At 41.8% G+C, this 23,944-nt stretch carries 18 protein-coding genes; 6 read left to right on the top strand and 12 right to left on the bottom strand.

The genetic code is table 11. The features are described from left to right. Positions 1-51: 51 nt before the first annotated feature. From AAG747_RS06895 to AAG747_RS06905, 3 genes are all read right to left on the bottom strand, one after another. On the bottom strand, positions 52-1,101 hold the full coding sequence (locus tag AAG747_RS06895; RefSeq protein ID WP_346820413.1) for a FecR family protein: 1,050 nt from the start codon (positions 1,099-1,101) through the stop codon (positions 52-54). Between the two features lie 155 nt (positions 1,102-1,256). Continuing rightward, positions 1,257-1,841: an RNA polymerase sigma factor gene (locus tag AAG747_RS06900; RefSeq protein ID WP_346820414.1), complete on the bottom strand. Its 585-nt coding sequence runs from the start codon at positions 1,839-1,841 to the stop codon at positions 1,257-1,259. Between the two features lie 274 nt (positions 1,842-2,115). Beyond that, complete coding sequence (locus AAG747_RS06905; RefSeq protein WP_346820415.1) at positions 2,116-2,988, bottom strand: MBL fold metallo-hydrolase; 873 nt, start codon at positions 2,986-2,988, stop codon at positions 2,116-2,118. A 139-nt stretch (positions 2,989-3,127) separates the two neighbouring features. Between AAG747_RS06905 and AAG747_RS06910 the strand changes: the two genes are divergently transcribed. Then, a complete protein-coding gene (locus tag AAG747_RS06910) occupies positions 3,128-3,466 on the top strand; it encodes a winged helix-turn-helix transcriptional regulator (RefSeq protein ID WP_346820416.1) in 339 nt (112 codons plus the stop codon). An 89-nt stretch (positions 3,467-3,555) separates the two neighbouring features. Here AAG747_RS06910 and AAG747_RS06915 read toward each other — a convergent pair whose 3' ends face one another. From AAG747_RS06915 to AAG747_RS06940, 6 genes are all read right to left on the bottom strand, one after another. Continuing rightward, entirely contained in the window at positions 3,556-4,023 is a 468-nt protein-coding gene (locus AAG747_RS06915) for a hypothetical protein (protein ID WP_346820417.1), read from the bottom strand. Between the two features lie 172 nt (positions 4,024-4,195). Further along, positions 4,196-4,654 (bottom strand): hypothetical protein, encoded by a 459-nt coding sequence (locus tag AAG747_RS06920; RefSeq protein WP_346820418.1) that lies wholly within the window; start codon positions 4,652-4,654, stop codon positions 4,196-4,198. Positions 4,655-4,666: 12 nt separating this feature from the next. Then, a complete protein-coding gene (locus tag AAG747_RS06925; protein WP_346820419.1) occupies positions 4,667-5,383 on the bottom strand; it encodes a hypothetical protein in 717 nt (238 codons plus the stop codon). 386 nt (positions 5,384-5,769) lie between these two features. After that, the gene (locus AAG747_RS06930; protein ID WP_346820420.1) at positions 5,770-5,970 is read right to left on the bottom strand and encodes a YwbE family protein; all 201 of its coding nucleotides are present in this window, start codon (positions 5,968-5,970) and stop codon (positions 5,770-5,772) included. Between the two features lie 185 nt (positions 5,971-6,155). Continuing rightward, entirely contained in the window at positions 6,156-11,867 is a 5,712-nt protein-coding gene (locus AAG747_RS06935; RefSeq protein WP_346820421.1) for a S8 family serine peptidase, read from the bottom strand. Positions 11,868-12,820: 953 nt separating this feature from the next. Beyond that, positions 12,821-13,255, bottom strand: coding sequence for a MarR family winged helix-turn-helix transcriptional regulator (locus tag AAG747_RS06940; protein ID WP_346820422.1), 435 nt, complete (start codon positions 13,253-13,255; stop codon positions 12,821-12,823). A 743-nt stretch (positions 13,256-13,998) separates the two neighbouring features. On the opposite strand from AAG747_RS06940, the gene AAG747_RS06945 reads away from it, so the two are divergent. Beyond that, positions 13,999-15,735: a DEAD/DEAH box helicase gene (locus AAG747_RS06945; RefSeq protein ID WP_346820423.1), complete on the top strand. Its 1,737-nt coding sequence runs from the start codon at positions 13,999-14,001 to the stop codon at positions 15,733-15,735. Positions 15,736-15,871: 136 nt separating this feature from the next. On the opposite strand, the gene AAG747_RS06950 is transcribed toward AAG747_RS06945, so the two are convergent. Then, positions 15,872-16,552, bottom strand: a complete 681-nt coding sequence (locus tag AAG747_RS06950) for an RNA polymerase sigma factor (protein ID WP_346820424.1) — start codon at positions 16,550-16,552, stop codon at positions 15,872-15,874. A gap of 270 nt (positions 16,553-16,822) precedes the next feature. Then, a complete protein-coding gene (locus AAG747_RS06955; protein ID WP_346820425.1) occupies positions 16,823-17,167 on the bottom strand; it encodes a VOC family protein in 345 nt (114 codons plus the stop codon). 312 nt (positions 17,168-17,479) lie between these two features. Between AAG747_RS06955 and AAG747_RS06960 the strand changes: the two genes are divergently transcribed. The 4 genes from AAG747_RS06960 (at position 17,480) to AAG747_RS06975 (ending at position 22,439) form a co-directional block, all read left to right on the top strand. Then, positions 17,480-17,872: a hypothetical protein gene (locus AAG747_RS06960; protein ID WP_346820426.1), complete on the top strand. Its 393-nt coding sequence runs from the start codon at positions 17,480-17,482 to the stop codon at positions 17,870-17,872. Between the two features lie 850 nt (positions 17,873-18,722). After that, positions 18,723-20,954 (top strand): TonB-dependent receptor, encoded by a 2,232-nt coding sequence (locus AAG747_RS06965; RefSeq protein ID WP_346820427.1) that lies wholly within the window; start codon positions 18,723-18,725, stop codon positions 20,952-20,954. A gap of 326 nt (positions 20,955-21,280) precedes the next feature. Further along, a complete protein-coding gene (locus tag AAG747_RS06970; protein WP_346820428.1) occupies positions 21,281-22,078 on the top strand; it encodes a HipA family kinase in 798 nt (265 codons plus the stop codon). Then, positions 22,053-22,439, top strand: a complete 387-nt coding sequence (locus AAG747_RS06975) for a DUF3037 domain-containing protein (protein WP_346820429.1) — start codon at positions 22,053-22,055, stop codon at positions 22,437-22,439. Before AAG747_RS06970 ends, AAG747_RS06975 begins: the two co-directional genes overlap by 26 nt. A 292-nt stretch (positions 22,440-22,731) precedes the next feature. Here AAG747_RS06975 and AAG747_RS06980 read toward each other — a convergent pair whose 3' ends face one another. Beyond that, entirely contained in the window at positions 22,732-23,841 is a 1,110-nt protein-coding gene (locus AAG747_RS06980; RefSeq protein WP_346820430.1) for an App1 family protein phosphatidate phosphatase, read from the bottom strand. Positions 23,842-23,944 lie beyond the last annotated feature (103 nt).

Raw genomic sequence — 23,944 nt, forward strand, 5'->3', positions numbered from 1 at the left:
ACAGAACCTGTATCCTACTCAGCTATGGACCATTGATACTTATTTTCATTTTTAAAAAAATTTGATAAATACACTATCGCCTTCAATACGGTATTGAAAGCGTTTGGAATAAGAGATGGCATTCAGTACATTTTCTAAGGATTCGTTTTGATATTCACCGGAAAACTTATCAGAGTAACGATGCGCCATATCCGGATTTTGCAGTTCAAATTTCACCCCGTACCATCGCGATAACTTGGTCAGGATTTCCTCAAAACTGGCTTCGTAAAAAAACAGGATTTTATCTTTCCAGGCGGTGAATTCTTTGTTGTGAAATTCGCTTTTTGCCAATTGTTGATGTTGGACATCATAGATAGCTAACTGCCCGGGAGTCAACAGAAAAGAGGTATCCTTTAGAGTTCGCCTGGTTTTTACGGCTACCTTTCCTTCTACCAATGCAATGTTAATCAAGGAGTCTTCCGGATAAGCCCTCACATTAAACTCTGTCCCTAATACCCTTGTGTATACATTGTTAGCTTTAATTTCAAAGGGCTTCCTCCGGTTTTTGACAACTGAAAAATAGGCTTCCCCTTCTAACTCAACTTGGCGTAAACTGTCAGAAAATTCTTGAGGATACCTCAAGGTACTTCCTCCGTTGAGCTTCACTTCTGTACCATCCGGTAGTACTAAGGACAGCTTTTGCCCCAAAGGGTTGATCTTTTCTACTAAAACAGGGAGTTTTTCATGAGAATGGGTGAAATACCAAACCGACCAACACAAACCGAAGGCCATCATGACGGAAGCTGCCATACGCGTACCGTAGTTCCAAAAGTTTTGCTTGGCACGATGTACCGCAAATTGCCTTTTAGTCGGGGTCGCTGGTTTGCATGTTACTTGCTTTTCTATGGGTAAAGCAGAAGAAATACGCTTCCAAAGTGTTTTTTTATGCGACTGGTTCAGTTTAAAGTCGGTGTTAAGATTTTCCCAAATTTCAAACATCCAGGCATCCAACTCCTCTCCATTCTCATCAAACGCTTCCAATATCCTTTCCACCTCTTCTTCCGAACATTGATTCTGGTAATACCTCTCGATTAATGCTTTATTGATTTTCGGTTTTTCCAAGTTGATTTGATTTAATTACACCCGGAATACGTCTCAAAAAGAAAGGGGTATTACTCTCATGCATTATTTTTTTACAAAAAATCATAACTAATTAATAATCAGAATATTAATTTATGATTAAATTATATTCAAAAACTTAATACCAGTGGGACTTTCTACTTTCTGACCATTAGGAACAGAAGCAAAAGATAACTCACTTTTATCTTATCATGAGAGGCGAGGTATTCCCGGAGAAAACATAAGGATTTAAAAATACTGACTTTGACGGTGTTTTTCGACAAACCTAATTGTCGCGCAATTTCTTCATGGCTCAACCCCTCAAAGCGACTCATCCGGAAAATACGTTGACGTTTTTCGGGAAGCTTATGTACCGCATCTTCAATCAATTTTTTCAGTTCCGAATAAATCATCTCGTCCTCCGGCAGGCTTTGATAGAGTTGGGTTTTCAGTTGTAGTTCCATTTTGGCTTCTTCTTCCCGGGACATTTTCCGTAAAAAATCCACTAATAAGTTCTTGGCTACTTTGAAGATAAAAGCACTAAAGTTGAACTCCGGATTGACATTGGCACGTTGCTCCCAGATTTTGATAAATACTCCCTGTACAATTTCATCGGAAAGATCTTTGGACTTCAAAAAGCGAAAACAATACAAATAAAGACGGGAGCTATAGAGGTCAAAAAGACTTTGAAAAGCACTTTCATCTCCTTGATTCAGAGATATTACCAGTTGCTTTTCATTCATAGTCATTTTGTTTTTCATAGAAGTTCAAGGAAGTCAATAGCTTTATTGTAAGTAATTCAACAAAACTAAAATACTATTTTTTTCATTTTTTCATAATGAAATCTCTTGAAGTTCCGGTGACGAAGGAAAGAGGGCTCACTACCTACCCGGCTTTTTTCGGAATCTTCACCTAGCCATACTCCCTCAAAGCCCCATAAATGTGTCCTAAATAAAAAGGGTCTAAGGCTTTTGCTCCATTCACAAACACCTTAAACCCTTGCCTTGAATCCAATGCCTAATTGTTTCTCAAAGTACTATAAGAAATTGTATCCCCTTCGTCAGGTACCACTATTTGTCCGTTCAAACTTTCTTTTTCAATAAACTGTCGCATCTCCTGCTTGGACAAACCACAGTGATTGATAGCATCCATATGGACCGCAATGATTTTCGACCCGGGAAAAAACCGGGCCATTTCTTTGATCTCTTGAGTGGTCAAGGTCATGGTGACACCGGGCGCCAACACCGGATTTTCTTCTGAAAAGGTACATTCCCCGGAATTAGCCACTATTACCGGAGGTTGAAGCTTCTTCAAACTAGCTTTCAAGCGTGTATCGAAAACAGCATCTCCCGTAAAAAATATCGATTCGCGGTCGGTTTGCAAATGAAACGAAGAGGACTCACCAAAAGGAGGTTCTCCTGTGGCTCCTTCATGGTGACTGGCTCTAAACCTGGAAATCACAACTCCCTCCCACTGTACCGTACTGTCCACCACTTGTAAGTTATGAAAGCCCTTGGCTTTTAATTTTTCATCGTCACCCGGTTGGCAAAAAATCAACATTTCTTTGGGTATGATCTTTTCTGCTCCCTGATCGAAATGATCCGGATGATAATGAGTGAGCAATACGGCATCCGTATGCCGGACCAATGTCATTTTATCCACCGGCAAGGATATCGTTGGATTTTTGAGTTGATTTGAAAAGGGAATCGGAGGTTCGGTCCCTTTGTCCGCTAAAATCGGATCTACCAACAGCTTTTGGTTATTTAACTCCACCACAACCGTAGCATTTCTGATCAATTGAATTGTACCCGAAGGTTTATGAACATCCATGGACTTACAACTATACATTGCCAAAGCCAATAAGGTATACATTATGTGTGCTTTTTTCATCTCTTTTTTTGTTTAAATGAGAGACGAAAGTAAGACGGTATATAGCTTTGCACAAGAGCGTACTTTTGGGTTCGATACATACCTTTTGGTGCGCTATGTTCTCATTCAACGCGTTAACTGCGAAAAAAAAATCAAAAAAATGACGGAGTTACAAGACCACTGTCCATTGAACATTGCTATCAACATAATCAGCGGAAAATATAAATTGTTCATTTTACGTACCCTGTTTGCCAAGGAAAGCTACCGGTATTCCGAACTCAGAAAAGCCTGTAATAAGATCACGGAAAAGATGCTGACCCAACAACTAAGAGAGTTGGAAAAAGACGGGATTGTGTCCAGAAAAGTCTATCCCCAGGTTCCCCCAAAAGTGGAATATTCACTCACCGTATCAGGACAAAAATTATGTATGAGCCTCCATCCTCTTTATGACTGGGGAGTAGAATATATGAAAGAAAATCAGCCGGATATACAAGTCTAAGAAGCTTTAGCATAAATAAGAGGCTGTCCGAAAAGACAGCCTCTTTAATAATATTCTTGCTCTCACCTTTCTCCTCTAAGAAACGCTACTCACTTAGAAGGACGAAGAGGATATAAACCATGCTCCCGGAGTATTTTCAAACCTTTCTCAATGGATATAGTTTCAATACTTGCAATTTCTTTCCCATCTCCTTCAATTAACTGCACAATCCATGGGCTTTTACCCTTTTCGTCTTCGTATTCCACTACATACGAGAGAATTACTTCACATTTTCTTTTCTCAACGACAAAATAATCGTACTCATAATCAATCTGCCTCATAGAACAAGCAACCTTTTTGAATTTATGATAGGCTTTAGTGGTGTCTGGCTCCACCGGCTCCCAAAATTGTATTTCATAACCGTTAGTCCTACCGGAAGTCCAACCCGAGGGAATTAGGACCATCCCTTTTTTTAAACGTTCTTCATTATAGACGATGCCATAATCGGGTCTATAGAAAAAGTGGTACAATATGGGAGTTAAAATGATTAATAAGGAAATATAGTTCTTGGGTTGCATACCTGTTTTATTTAAACCATCGCGTGATTAAACCTATGGATATATCATAGAAAAACTGCCCTACCATCTGGACAGCTTCCGATTTTGGGTTTCTTCTGGAAGTGGGATCAAGTTTTCGTTTGAAATACGCTTAAACCTTGCAAAAAGGCTGTCCTTTTCGGTCAGCCTCTCTTTAAATATCAATATCCAATGTTAAACAACCCGTGACTTGAGTTAAATAAATCTTCTTTCTCGAATTAGATAAACTGACTTCATACAGTATTTTGGACTTGCGGTGATATAAGTAGTCGTTTTTCATACTGTCCTTATCTATCAAATGAATAAAGTCGCTATTATTTCTGGTAAAAGTCTCAATAACTTTCTCACTTGGCTCTATGGGTATGTATAAATCTTTTTTATAAACTTCCCTTTTGTTATCCAATTGAAATACAATAGAGGTATCGCCAAACTCTTTGGAGTAGGTTTTATTCATATCTATGATAACTTCTTTCCCCTCATGATCTGTTGTTTTTACTTGCCAAGCGCGAAATCCGTTACTCTTTAAATCATTCTCAGAAATTTTACAATTTTTGCCTTTATTATCTTTGCAAGCACAAAAAATTACAAGTAAAGTAAAAAATATTGCCTTCATTGTTTATTACAACTAATTCACGAAAAATGGTTTAAACTTTCTCATTACATCATGATATGGAGCATTCATTATATTACCATATTGCGATCTTTGTATTTCGAATCCTTCTTGTGCAAGTTCATCACTACCGGGCAACACTTGTGCGCCAAAGAAGATTAGAATAGAGCCAATGCTATGCGGAGTTGGTATAAGTCCTAGCAACCCTAAAGCTATATTTGTTTTATCCAATTCATCTTGCATTGAAGCACGAGGAAAATCTATATCCTCTTCTTTATTAAACTTTTTTATAATAGCTACATCAGAAGCCAAATTGGGATCCAGATCTTTACTACTTCCGTCTCTATAATCAATTGTTCCCATTTCTAAATTTACCACACCACCTCGAGCTTTCATTTCTTTATAGTCTTTCTGCCCTTCAGGTTTTTCATATACTTTTTCTTCATAAACCAAACACTCAAATCCACCAATCCCATTTATATATACTTCAGTAATGGAAACTGTTTTTGTCATATCTCCCTGTGGAATGGGCTCTTTAGGGCCAAATTGATCTTTTCTATCAATTATTACTTCTGGAGCAACAACCCTTGTTGAAGTAGATGTTATTCTGGTTACCATCATCCCATTTAAACTATCAGACTTTATATAGGTAGTTTGAGTAGTTACATCATACTCATATTCAAATCTAGTTATTTTCTCTTTTTCCTCTGTCTCAGAAGCAGCCCCCTCCACCACCGGCCCTAAAACACTCCCATCCCCTGCAGTGAGTTTATCATACTGGTCGGCTAACGTAGTTGGCTCTACAGGCTCGGAGTTTAGGTCTGTCTCTTTCCAATAGTGTTCCAGGATTTGTCAGCCCAAAAATAGAAAAAACCGCAAAATTACATTACCAATTAAAAGGTAAAAAAAACGATCTTTTAGTAAAACACTCAATATCTTTCAATTATAACGGGCGAGAGAAGTTGAAGAGCCTATGATCTCAAGCGGTATTGGTTAGATTAAATGTAGTTCTAACTAATTGAGAGGATTACTAAATTTAGCGGAGGTACAAAAGAGGAAACTGGTTGCTTCCAGTTTCCTGTAAAAGGTTTGATAAGTTGGTTGGCAGAAGTAGCAAATTAATCTTCCTCCACAATTTCTTTTACCCGGCCTACGTCTCCGTCTTCCAGGCGGACTTTGATGCCGTGCGGATGGGTAGGAGATTTGGTCAGAATGTCTTTTACCACGCCTTCGGTGAGTTCTCCGGTTCGTTGGTCTTTTTTCAATACGATTCTCACTAATAATCCCGGTTTGATATTTTTTCGCTGTTTTCCGTCCATGTCTTGTATATTTTATCCAGGAGGCAAAGTTCTGTGATTTGTTGTGAAATGAGGGATCATTTGCAAAAATTTTACCCGGCTTCCTTCTTCATACCTCTAAGCCTTTATTCTTTCCACCCTATTTATAGTAAAAAAGGCCACTCTAGTAAGAATGGCCTTTCGGGTATTACATGTCAGATGAGCAATTATTTCACGACTAAACGTTTGACAACAAGTTTCTCTCCGACCATTGCACGAATCAGGTAAATACCTGCACCTTGTTTTGCAAAATCAAACTGTGTATCCAAGGACTCTTGGGTATCCAGTTGGTGTATCAATTGTCCTGTGGCATTAAATACCTGCAAGGATACCGGCTGTTTACTTCCATTGCTCAATACAAACCTCGCTGTATTGGCGGTAGGATTCGGATACACTAACAAGTCAGAAGATTCGCCCAGACCCATTTTGCTTTCCGGACTGGCTTCTCTATTCATCTGTTGGCTTACACTTTGTCTTACCACTTGCATGGTAATATACATGCTTCCCCCTGCATCTCCCTGACCATTAGCTTCACTAAACGGAATCACTTCCAAAGTATGTGTACCAAGTGCCGGGTTCCATACTCTTCCGCTGGAATAGTCACCATCCAAATCGCCATACATCACATATGGAGGATTCACTTCCGTTCCGGTAATTTGTCCATTTAAGATAAAGCGAACACTGCCGACAATTTCCGGATAGATATTGGCCCGTACTTCCAGGTTTTCAGTAGGTAAGGCATCCAGGTTAATGACATATCCGTCATGCAAAGTATCAATGTCCTGATCATTGTCGGCATTGACCAAGATCAAACTTTCTACGTAGGAAGCCTGAGTAGAGGTAACCCGTACCAGGAAGCTGGTAGAAGTACTTGTATAACCGTCATGGGCCGTCAGGGTAATGGTAGCATCTCCCAATGCACTAGGCGTCACATCCAGTTGGTTACCACTCATCGTTGCATCCACAATACCTTCCGGAGCTACTTCCAGCGAATAATTAAGTGTCTGGGCATCTTGATCGGTAAAGGTTTGCGAAAAGTCGATGTTAAACATTCCGTCTTCGAGTTTAACGTGTTGGTTCGCAATCGGATTGGCAAGGACCGGTGCATGGTTCTTCTGCACGACAATGTTAATCGTGGTATTTTCACCTTCTACACCTTGACCGTTTGCGGCACTATACGGAGTCACTGAGAGCACATGTGTACCCGGTTCAGGATTCCATACTCTTCCGCTGGAATAATCGCCATTCAAATCACCAAACATGACATAAGGAGCATCTTTCTCTGTTCCAGTAACTTGTCCGTTCAAGATAAAGCGAACACTGCCGACTACGGCCGGAGCAATGTTGGCCCGTACTTCCAGGTTTTCCGTTGGCATGTCTTCCAATTGGATCACATACCCGTCATACAAAGTATCAAGATCCTGGTCGTTATCGGCATTGACCAAAACCAGGCTTTCCACCCAAGCATCTCCCGTACCTGTACCTGTCAAATAAATAGACAGGGAATCTGAGGAGTCGCTAATAAATTGCAAATGATCTTCTACTGTTCCGGGACTTTGTGGAGAAAAAATCACAGAAAATTCAACCAGGCCATCCGGTTCTAAAGTAAGCGGCAAATTCAAATCGGTAGAAAATGCTCCCGATTGTGTTACGGTTTCCGTAATCGTCACGGCCTTGGTACCCTCGTTGGCTAAGAATAAACTTTTTTCTTTCTGTGTTCCCAGATACAAGCTACCGAAGTACAGGCTGTCTTCAGTAGCACTCAAAGCCGCTTGCCCATGCACGGTGAGCTCCACCCATAATTCGGCCGGGGAAGTAGGATCATTACTGCTGACCATCAAGATATCTTCATAAACCCCTTCTGTCAGGTGAGACATTTCCGGGTTGAGCGTTATTGATAAGGAATCTTCGCCACCGGGAGGAATGATACCGGAAGTTTTTGAAACCGACTCAATAAAATCATTCGATTGAGGTGCGATGATTTGTACTACCAAATCATTCTTCACGTACATGGTCTGATCGTCTGCGACCATAAGTGCCTCGTTGGCCTCCAGGTTTTGAATACCCACTACTCCATCGAAAGTAGCCGTTTCCACATCCTTATAGCGATATTCAATGGTACCGTTGCGGTAGAGTACTACCTGGAAGGTGACATACCCCTCTTCAAAGCTGTAGTAGTGAGGCATTTTTTCGTATTGAACCACAAGTCTTCCGGGAAGCTCTTGGTAATAAATCCGGGCATCCTCGCTATTTGCCAGTTCCAGATCATCCCACATCGGAGCGATCATCCCATTGGGGCCATTTTCTGTAGGAAGCGGATAATTGTTCCACCATGATAGCCCCCGGTTATCAAAGTTGAGCATTCCGTTTTCATGGATAAAAATTTCGGAAAACTCACTTCCGTAAAACGGAAATTCAAATCCTATAGAAATGCCTATTTGGTCATCACTTCCGAATTGGGAGGTAATATCCGTTCCCGTCTCAGAGATATCCCAGAACAAGCCGGCTACCGGTCCTCCCGGTTCATCGCTGTCAATCCAGGAATAGCCGAATCCCATGTCATTTCCTTCTCCAAGTTGTCCTACCCGGGCACTTTTTTGTGCTTTTTGTACTTTTTCGGAAAACTCAGGAAAGGAATATGTCAAGGGGTAATTTCCGGTATTTTTCAACACAAACGCTTCCTGTTTACTTTGATTTGCCTGTGTAGCCGTTTGGATAGAATCAGGCAACAAGCTTGCTACCGGAGGTTCTACCCCGGTACCTACCGCATACAATGAAAGGCTACCGGCATTGGTTTCGAATGTAATCGTAGTATTGTGATTCCCCGGAGCTAAAGGATTTAAAGTCAGGCTTAACATATATGTTTCACCCGGCGCAACGGTAAAGGCACCTGCTTCGCTTAATTCAAAGTCTGTATTCGAATTTGTATGCCCGCTGACTTCCAAATCAGCCATTCCTTCATTACTCAATTCCAAAGAAAGCGCTTTCTCTCCTCCGACAAAAACACTTCCGAACTCCAACAGGTCCGCAGAAAGTACAGGTTGCGCCACTTGTCCGGAAACAGTCAGAGATACCGGAATGGAAATTTCCTCTTGCAGCGGGTCATTGGTTTTCAAACTAATGGTAGCCGTATGTACCCCATTTGTCAGATTGGCCGCATTGAAATGAACCGATATATCTTGAGTGTCTTCTCCAATAATTTCGCCCTGTGTAGGAGACAAACTGATAAAAGACCCTCCGGTTGAACCCGTACTCATTGCTCTGGTTTTCAGAGCCACAGGCCGAAAAGCATCCTCTATCAACACATAATTACTTCCACCATCGGTACTGACATAATAAATCCCGCCCACATCGGTGATATTGTCATCAAAGCCCATGGGATAATTGGTTGTCATCGGAGGGAAAATAAAATTAATCCAAAAGACCTCTCCGGCATTAAAGGCAAAAGCCTCTTCCAAAGGAATATGCACCCTGTTTTCTCCATCGGGTGTTTCATTATACGTTTGGCTTAATAACAATTCTGCTTCACCAGGGGTACTTCCGCCTTTTAGCACTTGAAGGATTACCGGATCTCCGTTGGCAGCTCCTTGAATGGAGATATAGTTCGAAACATGTGTCAAGTTAAAAGGTGCTTTGTCTTCAGGAACCACAAAGCGGGTAGCGGAAGCCAAGGAGATCGTAGGATTGTCCACCCCTACGAAATCGTCCGGGGCTTTTTCCGGATCGTACCAGATACCATCCACATAATTTGGCGCATCTTCTTGCAAGGGTTTGACATCAGCATTGGCAAGCGTTGTCCGGTTAGCCTGTGTCAAAGGCTCCATTGTGGAGAGTGTAGCATGGTGAACACCTTTGGGGGTAGGCTTCGGCATCCAACTCATGGCACTGGCATTGTATGTTACTTTGGCTTCCCAAGTAAGAGTGCCCGAAGAGCTATTACTCAAGCTCAAGGTTTCAGTGGTTTCGGGAGAAACGGAGACATCCAGTTGCACCTCCAAACTGTCCGGATTCACACTGGCAGAGGGAGCCACTGAGGTCGAGCTGGAAATCACATTCGAAATTGCAGAAGTATTTCCCCAAAGGTCTATCGCTTTTACCGCAAAGTAATAGGTAGTAGCAGGCAGAAGTCCTTCTACCGTAGCCGAATCCAATGCTCCGACCGCCTTTTCATTGCTTTTGGACATTTGTGAAGCCTGATCAAAATTGGCAGCGGTAATTTCTTCCGTACTATAACGAATATCATAAGAGGATGGAACATCATTATCCGAATCCGCCGGAACCGTCCAAGACAATGTAATGGTTTGTTGGCCGGCAGCCGCGACACTCAAATCCGTAATAGCATCAGGCGCAATGCCCCCATCTGTTTGCAAAGCATTAAAAGCATTCAAGCGGCCTGCACCCATTTTTCCCTGATAGTTAGCCGAAATCCGGTCCAAAGGATCGGTGGTATTCAACAAGCGACTCCTTAATAAATCAGGTGTATAAGAACTACTACCGAATTGGGACAAGACCAAAGCCGCCACCCCGGAAGTATGCGGGCATGCCATGGAAGTACCTTGAAAGAAGGCATAACTGTTTCCTACTACCGTACTAAGCACTCCTTTTGGGTCATTGCTCACAAAAGTTTCTCCTCCCGGAGCCGATATATCTACCCAAGAGCCATAGTTTGAATACCAAGATTTGGTATCTTCATGGGTAGTGGCTGCTACCGCTAATGTAGGTTCGTAATACCCCGGATACCAGTTGGCATCCCGATCACTGTTGCCTGCAGCAAAAATGACAATTCCTCCGAACATCAGCGTGTTTTCACGTGGCTGGTTGTTTCCGTCCTTACCTGCTTCAGCAATAAAATAATCGATGGCATCCAGCTCGGCCTGATCATATACATCCGGTATGGTATATCCCCAACTGTTTTGGGAGATCACAGCCCCGTTGTCTGCCATATATACTAGCCCTTCGGCAAAACCACCATTGCCGGAAGCCGTAAATACCTGACAAGACATAACCTTGACCCCACTGTTCGCTGTACCGTCTCCCCCCGCTATACCAGACACGCCAATACCATTATTATTCATAGCGGCTATGGTACCTGCTACGTGCGTTCCATGAGCACCGGGCTCGATAACTCCCGTATTATCAACAAAATTATACCCGTTGATATCATCGACATAACCGTTGCCATCATCATCCACTCCGGGGAGCCCGTTGGCTTCGGCCTCATTCACCCAAAGGTTTCCCACCAAATCTTCATGAGTAACATCAATCCCACCGTCAAGCACTCCGACAATGACATTAGGCGAACCCGTGGTGATGTCCCAGGCATCAAAGAGTTGAATATCCCTTCCGGGTTCTCCACCCGACTGCCCGGTATTATTGTAATGCCACTGTTGACTGAGCAAAGGATCATTTGTAGTCGCCATGGAAGAGCCGTTATTAAGTGGTAAATCCCCTATCCGTTGCTTCTCCAAGATCAATGAAGTTTTCTCAACTTCTTTAAAAGCCTGCAAGGTCTTTTGTACTTTTTTAGGCGATGTTTTTTCCTGATAAACCAGTTCATACCAAAGGTGAAGACCGTATTTCCGGTGTTTGGCTTCATACTTTGGCGAGTAGGGAAATACCCTACGCATGGATTGAATTTGGAAATCTTTACTGGCTGCATCCAGCGAACGAATACCGGTCAACAGTTCGCCACTGGCCCCCCGGCTGGTTTTCATCACATCCAGCTTTCCACTCATTTGGGCTTTGAATTTCACCCGTATGACATTTTTCCGGATGCCATTGTCCTGTGCATATCCATTCCAAGGGACAAGGAATAATCCCCCGATCAGAAAACACAGTAGCCAATAATGGTACTTGCGTAAAAATTGTGCATTCATCATGTGAGTATTAATTTGAAAATTTAAAGATTAAAAGGACGTAAAATCTGCTGTACCTTACAGCAGTTAAATGGTTAGTTGCAAAGTGGTATAGAATTCATCTATTTGCGCGTTGTTAGCAAAGTACAGATGTACTCTGGCTCTTGCCGTTTAAAAGTTTTACAGACCTATATCTTCATGAAATGCTCTGACTACAATACCTTTTCTCGTACACATCAGGCTTTGAGGGCTAGAACTCAATTGATACGACACAATGCTCTCTCACCGCTGCTTCTGAAGAAAAGAGCGTTTTTTGTGAAAAAGAATATGAGAAAACGTTTATTGCCTAACCAAAAGCAGGAACCATAAGTCATGTATTTTCTTCCATCAAATACACACAAATGCCCTTCCGAGCCAGCTCCTTTGAGATCCGGCTAAACCTTCGGGTTAGTTACCAATTAACTCTACCACAAATATGCTTGTATTGTATGTTCTACTGTATTGCCTTGTAAGATAAGGAGGAACCAGGCCTTAATGAATACGATATACGATGATGCTTTGTCACAACCTGCCATACAACCTCTTTGATAAAAACCGGAACACAGCCAAAGTAAAACAGAGAGACGTATTTGTAACAAACACGCACTCACTACTTCAGAAAGTGACGTGATTGAATCTGTACAGGGTTTTTGGTTTAACAAAAAATACCATTACATATCGTAACGGGCTCGCTCATACCAACTTTTGTTCGTTGGTAGATTGTGATTCATTTATTTGAATTGTTGCATGAAACCTAGCAAAGCAGGTAGATTTTAAATCTAGTATTTTTAGAATTGATTCACAATATTTTTTTAAGATTTTTTGGGTAGATAATATTACTATATCCAGTAAGAAGCGTACAGTTTTAAAGGGCTTAAAACCTGCTTCTTACCATTTTAAAAAAGCTTCAAAGTACTATGCTCTTCCTCAAAAAAAACTTAGGCTTTGGTATTGACCAAAAGGGTGTTCAGGGCCTCATCCCCTTCCCGGCCCAATAGCTCGAGTGCTTCGTTTTGAGCATCTTGCCAAATGGGTACCATTTTATTCAGAAAGCGGGCCCCTTCACTGGTCAACTCAATCACCGGGCGTTGGCTTCCCTCGGATTTTATAACATAACCTTTTTCAACAAGCCCATTCAATTCACGGGTTACGGTAGAACGCTCCAATTGCAGGCGTTTGCCGATTTCGCGCTGTTCGATAGCTTTCACCTTACCTACAAAAAATAATATTGTTTGTTGGCCGGAAGAAATTCCTACAGCCCGTAAATGACGGGAATATAAACGGTTCACAAGCCGGGTTACTCTCCGTAAACGGCCATTCACACATATGGCCGGGTTAATATCATCAATTAAGCAAGATTCATTCACATTCATGCAGCAAAGATATAAGAGCATGTTTAAATTTCATCCTTTGGGTCAAAAACTCCCATTTCAGGAACCTCAATACAGCATTTTTACCACCAAAAGGGCAGCCCCCGCAACGAATTTTAAACATGCTCTAATACTATTTGAAATTACTTTCACTACTGCGCTTTCCTTCTAAATCTTTGCTTTTTCCCTCCTTAAAACATTCTTTACAACAAAGATAAATTGAGAGTGAAACAATACACAATTCAACTCTTTAGTGGTAGTATTGGGGTCTCTCGTTCAAAAATTCCTTTTAAAAACAAATGAAAAAAAGAGTGCCGCTCAGGATTTTTTGAAAATAGGCACATCCGGTAAAAAGTAATTCCAACCAAAAGGCCTATACAAAGAAAACAACTTCATCATTTTGACTCATACTTCTTACTGATTATCTGATTTTTACGATTTTTTTTCACTGCTTTAAAGCGGGTATAAAAAAGTCGGTTTCACCCCACTTATCAGCCTTCAAAGAGGCTTTTTACTTACTATTTTCCCTCTGTTTTTTTGTCAAAATCCCCCTTATCTCACTCGCTGCCTTAAACTTATCCGGGCAAAGAGGCCATATTTACAAAAACTAAGTTTAATTTTGCAGCGATTATGAGTTAGGGCTGGTTTCATGGGGAATCCATTCCTACAAGCATAATTTCATTGAATAAAAACTCCAAGCATTTGCAAAATGGAAAGGCTTGGGAATGGGATTTTTAAAAAACAATATGAGTAAATTTCAAGAAGCCGGTTTAAAGCCGGAAATTGTAAAAGCGGTACAGGAATTAGGATTTGAACAACCTACTGCCATTCAAGAGCAAACCATTCCTTTTCTTCTGTCTTCCCGCAGAGACTTAATTGCACTGGCTCAAACCGGAACTGGAAAAACTGCAGCGTTCAGTTTACCTTTAGTACATCAAACCGAGACTGACTCTAGCGATGTACAAACCCTGATACTTTGCCCCACCCGTGAACTCTGTTTACAAATTGCACGAGACATTGAAAGTTTCAGCAAATATTTGGACATTCATGTGGTAGCCGTATATGGAGGCGCTGATATTTCCAAGCAAATCAAAGCACTGAACAAGGGAGCCCATATTGTGGTGGGAACCCCCGGACGGATGATCGATTTGATCAACCGTAGAAAACTCAAATTAGCCAATGTACAGTGGGTGGTATTGGACGAAGCGGATGAAATGCTGAACATGGGCTTTAAGGATGACTTGGATACCATCTTGGCAGAAACACCTCAAGAGAAACAAACTTTGTTGTTTTCTGCAACCATGCCGAAAGAGATCGCCAACATTGCAGAAGTGTACATGGACACTCCGCATGAAATCTCTGCCGGACAACGTAACACCGGATCAACCAATGTGGATCACCAATACTATGTGGTGCATGCCCGTGACCGGTATTCTGCTTTGAAAAGGATTGCAGATATGTCACCGGAAATCTACGGAATCATCTTCTGTCGTACACGGAAAGAAACCAAAGAGGTGGCCGACAAATTGATGCAAGACGGATACAATGCCGATGCCTTGCATGGCGATTTGTCACAAGCTCAGCGTGACCATGTGATGAACCGCTTCCGGATGAAAAACTTACAGTTACTGGTCGCTACGGATGTAGCAGCCCGGGGACTGGATGTAAATGAGTTGACACATGTGATCAACTACAATTTACCGGACGATATTGAGGTATACATTCACCGAAGCGGCCGTACCGGTAGAGCTGGTAACACAGGTATCTCCATTGCCATTGTGCATATGCGAGAGGTGGGCCGCATCCGGGAACTGGAGCGGAAAATCAAAAATAAATTTGACCGCAAAATGGTTCCTAACGGAAAGGACATTTGCGAAAAGCAACTCTTCAACCTGGTTGATAAAGTAGAAAAGGTGGAGGTAAACGACCATCAAATCGATCAGTACTTACCGGATATCTATAAAAAACTCGACTGGCTAAGCCGGGAAGAGTTGATCAAGCACTTCGTATCGGTGGAGTTTAACCGCTTTTTGTCTTATTACAAAAATGCACCGGACTTAAATGTGAAAGTCAGAGAAGGGGGTCAACAAGACAAACGTAACGGAAATAATGGAAGACGTTCCGGGATGAAATTTGCCCGCTTTTCCATTAACTTGGGAGGAAGAAGTGGCTTGTCAGCGGCCCGCTTGATCGGAATGATTAACGATCGTCCGAAGTTGAAAAACATTGAAATCGGAAAGATTGAAATTCAACAAAACCGCTCTTTCTTTGAAGTAGACCAGCGCTTCGACCAGGAGTTATTAAGAAGTTTTAAAGAAGTAAATATCGGAGGGATGCCTGTGGAAGTAAAGCCGGCGGCCCAAAAACGCAGCGGAGGCGGTAACTACGGAAGAGGCAGAGACGATTTCAAAGGAAAGAAAAGAGGTGGTTATAACAGCAACGGCAGAGGCCGTAGAAACTATAATAATTCAAGAGAATCATAAGAGTTTGTGGTTTCGTCAATGTCCTTGAAGGCATCGATGATAACGTACTTGATTCTTTCTTATAGAAAACATTTGCCCGGTGATGAACAATCAACAGCTTGTCACCGGGCGATTTTATTTGAAGGCAAGCCGGTGCTCAACCTTCCGGGCTTCCCCAAAGTCCAATGCCCAATAGAGCAAATAAACTTTTCACGGATTTCATGACTTCCCGTAGCTTGACGATACTCCGGTGAACAAGTACCCGGGCGTATTCCACTTTGGCAAAACCCATTACTTTGGTAATGTCCTGATAGCTCATCCCTTCATAGTAGTAGTACAGGATAATTTCTTTTTGTCGCTTGGTGAGTGAAGCAAAAGCTTTTTCCAAATTCGCTTTTAATTCTTCGTCCATCTGGGCATTGATCAACTTGGTTTCATGGGAAAGTGATATTTCAAATCCATGTTCTTCCTGGCTGGCATTCCGGAAAAACTTTAGACGGTGTCGCTGCTCGGCACGTAATACCCTTCTTCTCAGGGCTCTGAACAAATAAAATTTAATAGAGGTTGTATCCCCGAGTTTTTTCCGTTTTTCCTTGATATCGATAAATAAATCCTGAATCAAATCTTTAACAAGTTCGCGATCAGCAGTAAACTGATGTCCGTAGTTAAACAACACCGGAAAGTACACTTGATAGATATGATGAAAAGCAGCCTCACTGCCCTCTTTAAACGCTCTCCACACATCGATGTCCTCCAAAGCATCAAAAGCCTCCTCTTCTTTGATGACTTTAAATGCTGTAATAGATTTACCTACATAAGTTAGCTTTTGTGTAGACATGTTCATGTACATTGAGTGAAGGGATGCTAGTAACGGTTGTGGATTGGTATCTGATATTCGGCAAAGGAAGTAAATACTTCCCAACACTACCGGGTAGGTTTTGTTAGGTTTACAAAGGGAAAATTTCAGAATGGCTTCCTTAAGCGAATCGTCAAATGTATGTTTTTTTCCTACACAATTCCATGAAAACGTTTGCAACTACAAGCCCCTGTAAATGCTACTCTACAATCAAGACAGGAATCAAACGAAGAAATAAATAGGCCCTAATTCTTAGTGTTGGTCAAATAAAATAGGATTGCCGTCAGGGTCCACAATCACAAAAGAGCAAGGCCCTTCAGCATCAGCCAAACTTTCCGATTCGTACACCATTTCAAAACCTTCTGCTTTCAATTGCCGATAGATGGCTCTTACATCCGGGGGGTTGAAGGTAAGGGTATTATTGGGAAACATGTCCTGAAACAAGCCGATCTTAATTTTTCCATTGGTCATGATCAGCCACTTTTTTTCCAGAGACCCACCGTTTGGGATAGTGGTAAAACCTAGTTTTTCATAAAAAATCTTGGAGAAACGGATGTTTTTCACACTTAAGGACAAATAGAAAGTTTCTAAGTTCATGGTGTTGAAGTTAAAAGTAAAAGACACTACCTAAGATAAAAAATAAGTACCTATGCTCCTACCTATATCAGCCCCTGTATAGATGCTGTGTCTTTTAATAAAAGGCACAGCATAAAGGGTTTTCATCACTCTTTTGCAAAGGACAGTACCAAACACTCATTCCCTTTTCAGGGATAGTTCACATGCTATATATCGCACTGTGTACGTACAAGTCACTAAAATTTTTAACAGGTTTTAATAGAATAATTTTGCATATTAGCAAAATGAGTTCTAATCTTGAACCTCAATTCTATTTCAGATCAGACAAGCATTATGAGCAAAAAGAATATCTTTATATTCTTATTTATCCTGATGGCTACCTTTATTTTTAAAGGTCCCTTACTTGCAAAAGACACCTCTCTTTCGATACAGGATTGTCACCTGTCTGAACAAATTTCATCTCATTCTTCAGCTCAAACCGCTCCCGAAAAAAGCCGGAAAATCATGGAGCACCAGGAGTCCCATGGTTTATTTGAAGAATGTACTGATCATGAAAAGAAAGTCAAGCCGGTCTTTTCAAAAGGCCCTGTCGGGTTGAGCCCTCCTAACGCTTATCATTCCGCCCTCGTTGTTTTCTCTTTACCAATCGTATATCCTCAAAAAAATCCATACCACAGGTTTTTTCTGAATGCCCCCATACATGCTCCACCCTACATACGTCTTTAATTCAATCCCTTTTTTACCACAAAGTTGAAACGTCCCTTTAGGGAATCCGAAATGATTACTCAGCTATTGAACATAAGAACTGGATAAGTCTGCCCTGTATATTTCTCATACGCTGATGGGTTATCATTTACGGAAGTCATTATTTGAAGAAAAACGCTAGAATGGCTGTTAAAAGCATTTTTTAACAAAGAAGCCGATTTTGATTCCATCTTCGGTCAAAAACTATACGTGTAAACCACTTCAAAGTATACCGCATGTACTTTCAAATAATCGGATGGCTTTGTTATGTCTAAATTTTATTACTGTAAACCATAGCCTAGATGCTTCATAGCATATTCAGAAAACATATGTTGTGTTCAATGCCTTTTGTCAACATTCAAGATACACACAAAGCATTGACAGGCTTGTTATCAGCTAATTTCTGAAATTCATATCCATACCTCAGGGAGAATTGACCATTTTGATTTGTGGAGCCGGAATGGTCTTTATGGATTGGTAATCAGAAGTTTTTTTCAAAATCATAAAAATCCAAAGCCCTTTTCCACTTCGTACATACTTGTGTATGCATTAGAGTGGAATATAAACGCTGTGATCAATTCTATTTACAAATGTATTGATGAATGAACACTGAATAAAACTTTGCCTTTACCGGTGCTTAGTAGTTAAACCGATAACAGCCGTTAATCCTGACTCCCTGAAGGTTTGTGTACTTTTTCTTTATTTGGAGTCAGGACACGGTTTTCTTTGTCAGCCAATTTTGACCGCTTTTCGGTAAATCAATTTATCCGAAAAGGATATAGTAACAAGTATTGAATTAATAAAACTTTAAGAGAATCAATTCACTAACAAGATGAAAAGGAATATTTTATTATTTATTTTCTGTATTGGAAGCTACAGTGCCGTACTCGCACAGTCCCTTTCCGGAAAAGTGACCAATCAGGACAATCTTCCCTTACAGGATGTGTATTTGTACAATTCCAGCCAGGCGGCCCATACACATACCAATGCTTTCGGACATTTTCAACTTAGTAATATCAACGTAGGGGACACACTGGTAATAGCCCATATCGGGTACAAAACCCGCAAGGAGGCTATTTCTGCACAAATGTTTCAACAAGAATGGCATATTCAACTGGAAGAAGCACCTGTAGAATTGGACCAGGTGACCATCAGCCCTAAACTAAATTCTTTAAACCAGATTTCGAAAATCAATTTGCAAACCCATCCGGTAAAATCTTCTCAGGAATTGCTGCGAAGCGTACCCGGATTGATGATCGGACAACATGCCGGAGGCGGAAAAGCCGAACAAATCTTTCTCAGAGGTTTTGATATTGACCATGGTACGGATATCAACATTTCGGTGGATGGAATGCCGGTCAATATGGTGTCACATGCACACGGTCAAGGCTATTCGGACTTGCATTTTTTAATTCCGGAAACCGTTGAAAACATCGACTACGGCAAAGGGCCTTACAATGCCAACAAAGGCAATTTTGCCACTGCCGGGTATGTGGACTTTCACACGAAAGAGCGGGTAAATAACAGCCAGGTCAATTTTGAGTACGGAAAATTCAATACTTTGCGTACCGTCAGCATGTTCAATTTATTAAATACCAATACCCAACATGCTTATTTTGCCGGGGAATATTATCTGGCAGACGGGCCTTTTTCTTCTCCTCAGAATTTTAACCGTTTGAATGTCATGACCAAATACACAGCAAGCATCAAACAAAATCAAAAAATCACCTTGACAGCTTCTCATTTTCAAAGCAAATGGGACGCTTCCGGGCAGATTCCCCAACGAGCAGTGGATGCAGGTCTGATTGACCGCTTCGGGGCCATTGACGATACGGAAGGGGGCAAAACCAGCCGGACAAACTTTTCCCTGAAGCATTCGAAAATCATTGACCGGAATACCTTTATTCAAAGTAGAGCCTTTTTTACCCATTACAACTTCGAACTCTACTCTAACTTCACTTTCTCTTTAAATGATCCGGTAAACGGAGATCAGATCAAACAAAAAGAAGACAGAAATTTGCTAGGCCTGGAAAGTGTATTCAACAAAAACTATAATTTTCAAAACTTCGATCTTAACATACAAGCAGGGGCAGGTTTCCGGTATGATGATGTGAATAACAACGAATTATCACATACGGCTCACCGTAAAACAACCCTTTCTACCAGCGCACTAGGCGACATTGATGAGTCCCATTTATATGCTTTTGGTAATGTAGAACTTACTTTTGGCAAATGGCTAATCAACCCTGGAACACGGATTGACTATTTACAATTCGATTATATCAATCAGCTGGACAGCGTTTACAGCAACCTATCCGAATCCAAAGCCATCGCCAGCCCCAAATTAAACATTGTATATGCACCCAATTCGGATTGGCAGTTTTATTTAAAAACCGGAACAGGCTTCCACTCTAATGACACGCGAGTAGTCGTTAATCAAAGCGGTCAGGACATTCTTCCGGCAGCATACGGTTCCGATTTGGGGACTATCTGGAAGCCTACGCCAAGATTGGTTGTGAATGCAGCGCTTTGGTATCTATTCCTAGAGCAAGAGTTTGTTTATGTTGGAGATGAAGGAGTCGTAGAACCCAGTGGCCGTACCGAACGCATGGGGATCGATGCCGGGGTGCATTATCAACTAACCAACTGGATGTTTTTGGATGCGAACCTGAACTATGCTCATGCCCGTAGCAAAGATGACCCGGAGGGCCTGAACTATATACCTTTGGCTCCGGAGTGGACATCCAGCGGAGGACTTTCCTTTCAACTTCCTTCGGGCTTTTCAGGGGGTATCCGTTACCGCACCGTGGCCGACCGCCCTGCTAACGAAGATAATAGCATCGTAGCCAAAGGCTATTTTGTGACGGATATGAACTTGAATTATCAATATAAAAATGTCAATTTCGGGTTGGTGATCGAAAACTTGTTGGACACAGAATGGAATGAGACCCAATTTGCAACGGAAACCCGCTTGAAGGATGAACCCAACAGTGTTGAAGAAATACATTTTACACCGGGAATCCCTTTTTACATTCGTGGAAAAATCGGATTTACGTTAAAATAACAGAACCCGTTGAAAACTCATTATGTTGAAAAATGGATTGCGCTTTTGCAAATGAGGTTTTCATCAACTCCTTAAACTATAAGAACCGATTGGTTTTTATCGTAACGCAAGGTAAGAGAAGCGAGAGTGGAAAGAACCTGTTTTTTTCACTCTCAGCTCTTATCCTTTTCCTCAATAACAATTCTCAAGAGCTTCCCAAGCACAGTAACCCCTCCATAAACTCAAACGATGAAGACAATGGACTTTTATTGTAATTTCGTACATTCGACAAAAATTTATCATTCCATTGCCTTTTTACTTACTTGAACACAACCTAACATTGAACTATGAATCATAGCCATCCCGATCTTAGAAAGGTCAATGTCACCCGGTACGTCACCCCCTTGCGGGAAGGGGGTTCATTGCCTGCCTTGGTTGAGGCCGATGATGAATTTTTGTACGTCCTCAAATTTCGTGGAGCCGGACAAGGAACAAAAGCACTGATTGCCGAACTGTTGGCCGGAGAGATTGCAAGGCTGCTGGGTTTTAAAATTCCCGAAATTGTTTTTGCACAACTCGACCCTTCTTTTGGTCGCTCGGAAGGAGATGAAGAAATCCAGGATTTACTCCGGGCCAGCGAAGGGCTCAACCTGGCATTACATTACCTTTCAGGCTCCATCACTTTTAATCCCTTAGTCACCACCATTGATACCCAACTGGCTTCCCAAATCGTGTGGTTTGATAGCCTGGTAGCCAATGTGGACCGTACCGTCCGGAATACCAATATGCTTACCTGGCATAAAGACTTATGGTTGATTGACCATGGTGCCTCCTTCTATTTTCACCATGCCTGGCAAGATGCAGAGCAGCATGCACTCCGTCCTTTCACTTATGTAAAAGATCATGTTTTGCTTCCTCAGGCAACAGAATTGGAAGAAGTAGATGCGGCATTCAAGGCAATCTTAACTCCGGAAAAGATTCGGGAATTGACCGCATTAATTCCCGGTGAATGGTTGAACGGAAGCCCTTCTTTCGAAAGTGCGGAGGAGCACCGGCAAGCTTATGCCCAGTATTTGGAAACCAGAATTTCAAACTCACAAGTATTTATCAAAGAAGCATATGAGGCAAGAAAAGCATATATTTGAGTACGCTGTGATTCGAGTAATGCCCAAGGTGGAACGGGAAGAATTCATCAATGTGGGGGTGATTTTATATTGCCGTCCCAAGGGATTTCTACAGACCTCGTATATACTCGATAAGGAAAGGTTAATGGCTTTTTCCGAAGAACTGGATCTCCGGGAAATTGAAGACAGATTGAAAATGTTTCAGGTAATCTGTACAGGAGGCTCCGAAGGAGGTACCATTGGCCAACTGGGCATTGCCGAACGTTTTCGTTGGCTTACCGCCAGTTGTAGCACAATCGTACAAACGTCTCCGGTTCACCCGGGCCTGTGCGAAGACCCTCAAATTACTTTAGAGCGTTTGTTAAAACAACTGGTTCTATAAGAAAAATTTTTCGAGTAGCTCTGCCAAGCAGCTTATCTTTTCCGGGCAGAGTGGAATGGTGAATGGGTGAAATGGTGAGGGTGAAATGGTGAGTTGGAGGTGTAAAAAGCTTATTTTCGGATCATTGTGTAGAATGTGAATCCGAAGTGATTATTTATTGAACTCTTTCATGTATCATCCACTCACTCGTTCACTCATTCAGCAAATTGGAACCTCCTTGAGGGCATAACTTGGATAAATTAGCACGAGCCTTTTTATCATTCTTGAAGAGCCAGTTGATTTTCACCCAAAATCAGTCCCACTCACCAATATGCAAAAGTTCTTCTATATCGGAAGGCAATTCCAGGTTGTGCTTTTTGTCTGCCATCACTTCCTCAAAGGCTATTTTACTGATATAGTTGTGTTGGAGAGCATGCCGGGCCGCGGCTTCCGTATCTTTTACCAACTCCAAGTCAATACCTAAGCGATCTAATTTATGAGCATAGTGTAGTACCTCATCATATCGCCTTCGGGAAGAAACATCCCGGATATATACGGCTTGGATGCGGTCGGGAAACTCTTCGGCTATCTGGGAATAAATTTCCACATCCCGTTGTCCGGAGTCTCCGATCAGGAAAAATTTCAAGCCATCGTACACATCAAAAATCATCCGGATTTTTTCCAGTTTATGATCGTGGTTTCCCTGTCCGGCTTTCCAGAATTTAAAGATGCTGTGTTCCATATCCCTTAACAGGAAAATTCCCCGGGGGATATTTTGCACTTTGCAAAAATCTTTCAACAAATCATAGATATGCCATTCACTGCTAGACACATAAAACAGGGGATTATGACTACGCCCGGTTTTGCCCCGGTGCAGGGCATTATAGAAGGCCGTCACCCCATCAAAGGGCAAGCGGGTATGGGCATTTTTGATCGCCATTAGCCGGATTTTGCGCAGTACATCAGTAGAGTAACTTACCAGAAAAGTGTCGTCAATATCCGAAATAATACCATAATGGCAATTTTCTCTGGGAATCAATACCTCTCCTTTTACACAGTGACTACTGATCCCGTTAGAAGAAATATTGGGAAGCTCAAACACCACTTCATGCCAACGTTTACGATGATTGATATGAGTTCCCGGCTGAAAATACACTTCAAAATAGCCGTCATCGTCAGAAACGGTCTCTTTCACCTGACTGTAAAAGGCAACTTTGATTTTGACTCCGGGTAGACCGGAACTGGCATAGCGTTTAAACATGGACAACAAGTTTTTCCACTTGCTGTCATGGGGCTTGGGCTGAAGAATTCCATGGTCTTCTATCACCCTTCCGCGTATATACACCTCTTCTTCCGTGCCAAAGCCCCGGTAGGTTTGTATTAAAGGCACACCTAGCCATCCCATTTTCCGCTTAACGGCCACTTTTAAGCGGTTGAAGGGGTGTCTGATTACTTTTTTTACTTTTCTCCTAAACCTACCCACGTCTCAAACATCAATTATTGGTGAAGTGATTGTATAATTTACA

Origin of the sequence: Rapidithrix thailandica (assembly GCF_039710355.1) — a bacterium.
In the GTDB taxonomy this organism is placed as follows: domain Bacteria; phylum Bacteroidota; class Bacteroidia; order Cytophagales; family Flammeovirgaceae; genus Rapidithrix; species Rapidithrix thailandica.

Bases quoted from the DNA above. Each gene is read 5' to 3' on its own strand.
- AAG747_RS06900 (WP_346820414.1), bottom strand. From the start codon at position 1,841: ATGAATGAAAAGCAACTGGTAATATCTCTGAATCAAGGAGATGAAAGT.
- AAG747_RS06905 (WP_346820415.1), bottom strand. From the start codon at position 2,988: ATGAAAAAAGCACACATAATGTATACCTTATTGGCTTTGGCAATGTAT.
- AAG747_RS06910 (WP_346820416.1), top strand. From the start codon at position 3,128: ATGACGGAGTTACAAGACCACTGTCCATTGAACATTGCTATCAACATA.
- AAG747_RS06915 (WP_346820417.1), bottom strand. From the start codon at position 4,023: ATGCAACCCAAGAACTATATTTCCTTATTAATCATTTTAACTCCCATA.
- AAG747_RS06920 (WP_346820418.1), bottom strand. From the start codon at position 4,654: ATGAAGGCAATATTTTTTACTTTACTTGTAATTTTTTGTGCTTGCAAA.
- AAG747_RS06930 (WP_346820420.1), bottom strand. From the start codon at position 5,970: ATGGACGGAAAACAGCGAAAAAATATCAAACCGGGATTATTAGTGAGA.
- AAG747_RS06935 (WP_346820421.1), bottom strand. From the start codon at position 11,867: ATGATGAATGCACAATTTTTACGCAAGTACCATTATTGGCTACTGTGT.
- AAG747_RS06940 (WP_346820422.1), bottom strand. From the start codon at position 13,255: ATGAATGTGAATGAATCTTGCTTAATTGATGATATTAACCCGGCCATA.
- AAG747_RS06945 (WP_346820423.1), top strand. From the start codon at position 13,999: ATGAGTAAATTTCAAGAAGCCGGTTTAAAGCCGGAAATTGTAAAAGCG.
- AAG747_RS06950 (WP_346820424.1), bottom strand. From the start codon at position 16,552: ATGTCTACACAAAAGCTAACTTATGTAGGTAAATCTATTACAGCATTT.
- AAG747_RS06955 (WP_346820425.1), bottom strand. From the start codon at position 17,167: ATGAACTTAGAAACTTTCTATTTGTCCTTAAGTGTGAAAAACATCCGT.
- AAG747_RS06960 (WP_346820426.1), top strand. From the start codon at position 17,480: ATGAGCAAAAAGAATATCTTTATATTCTTATTTATCCTGATGGCTACC.
- AAG747_RS06965 (WP_346820427.1), top strand. From the start codon at position 18,723: ATGAAAAGGAATATTTTATTATTTATTTTCTGTATTGGAAGCTACAGT.
- AAG747_RS06970 (WP_346820428.1), top strand. From the start codon at position 21,281: ATGAATCATAGCCATCCCGATCTTAGAAAGGTCAATGTCACCCGGTAC.
- AAG747_RS06975 (WP_346820429.1), top strand. From the start codon at position 22,053: ATGAGGCAAGAAAAGCATATATTTGAGTACGCTGTGATTCGAGTAATG.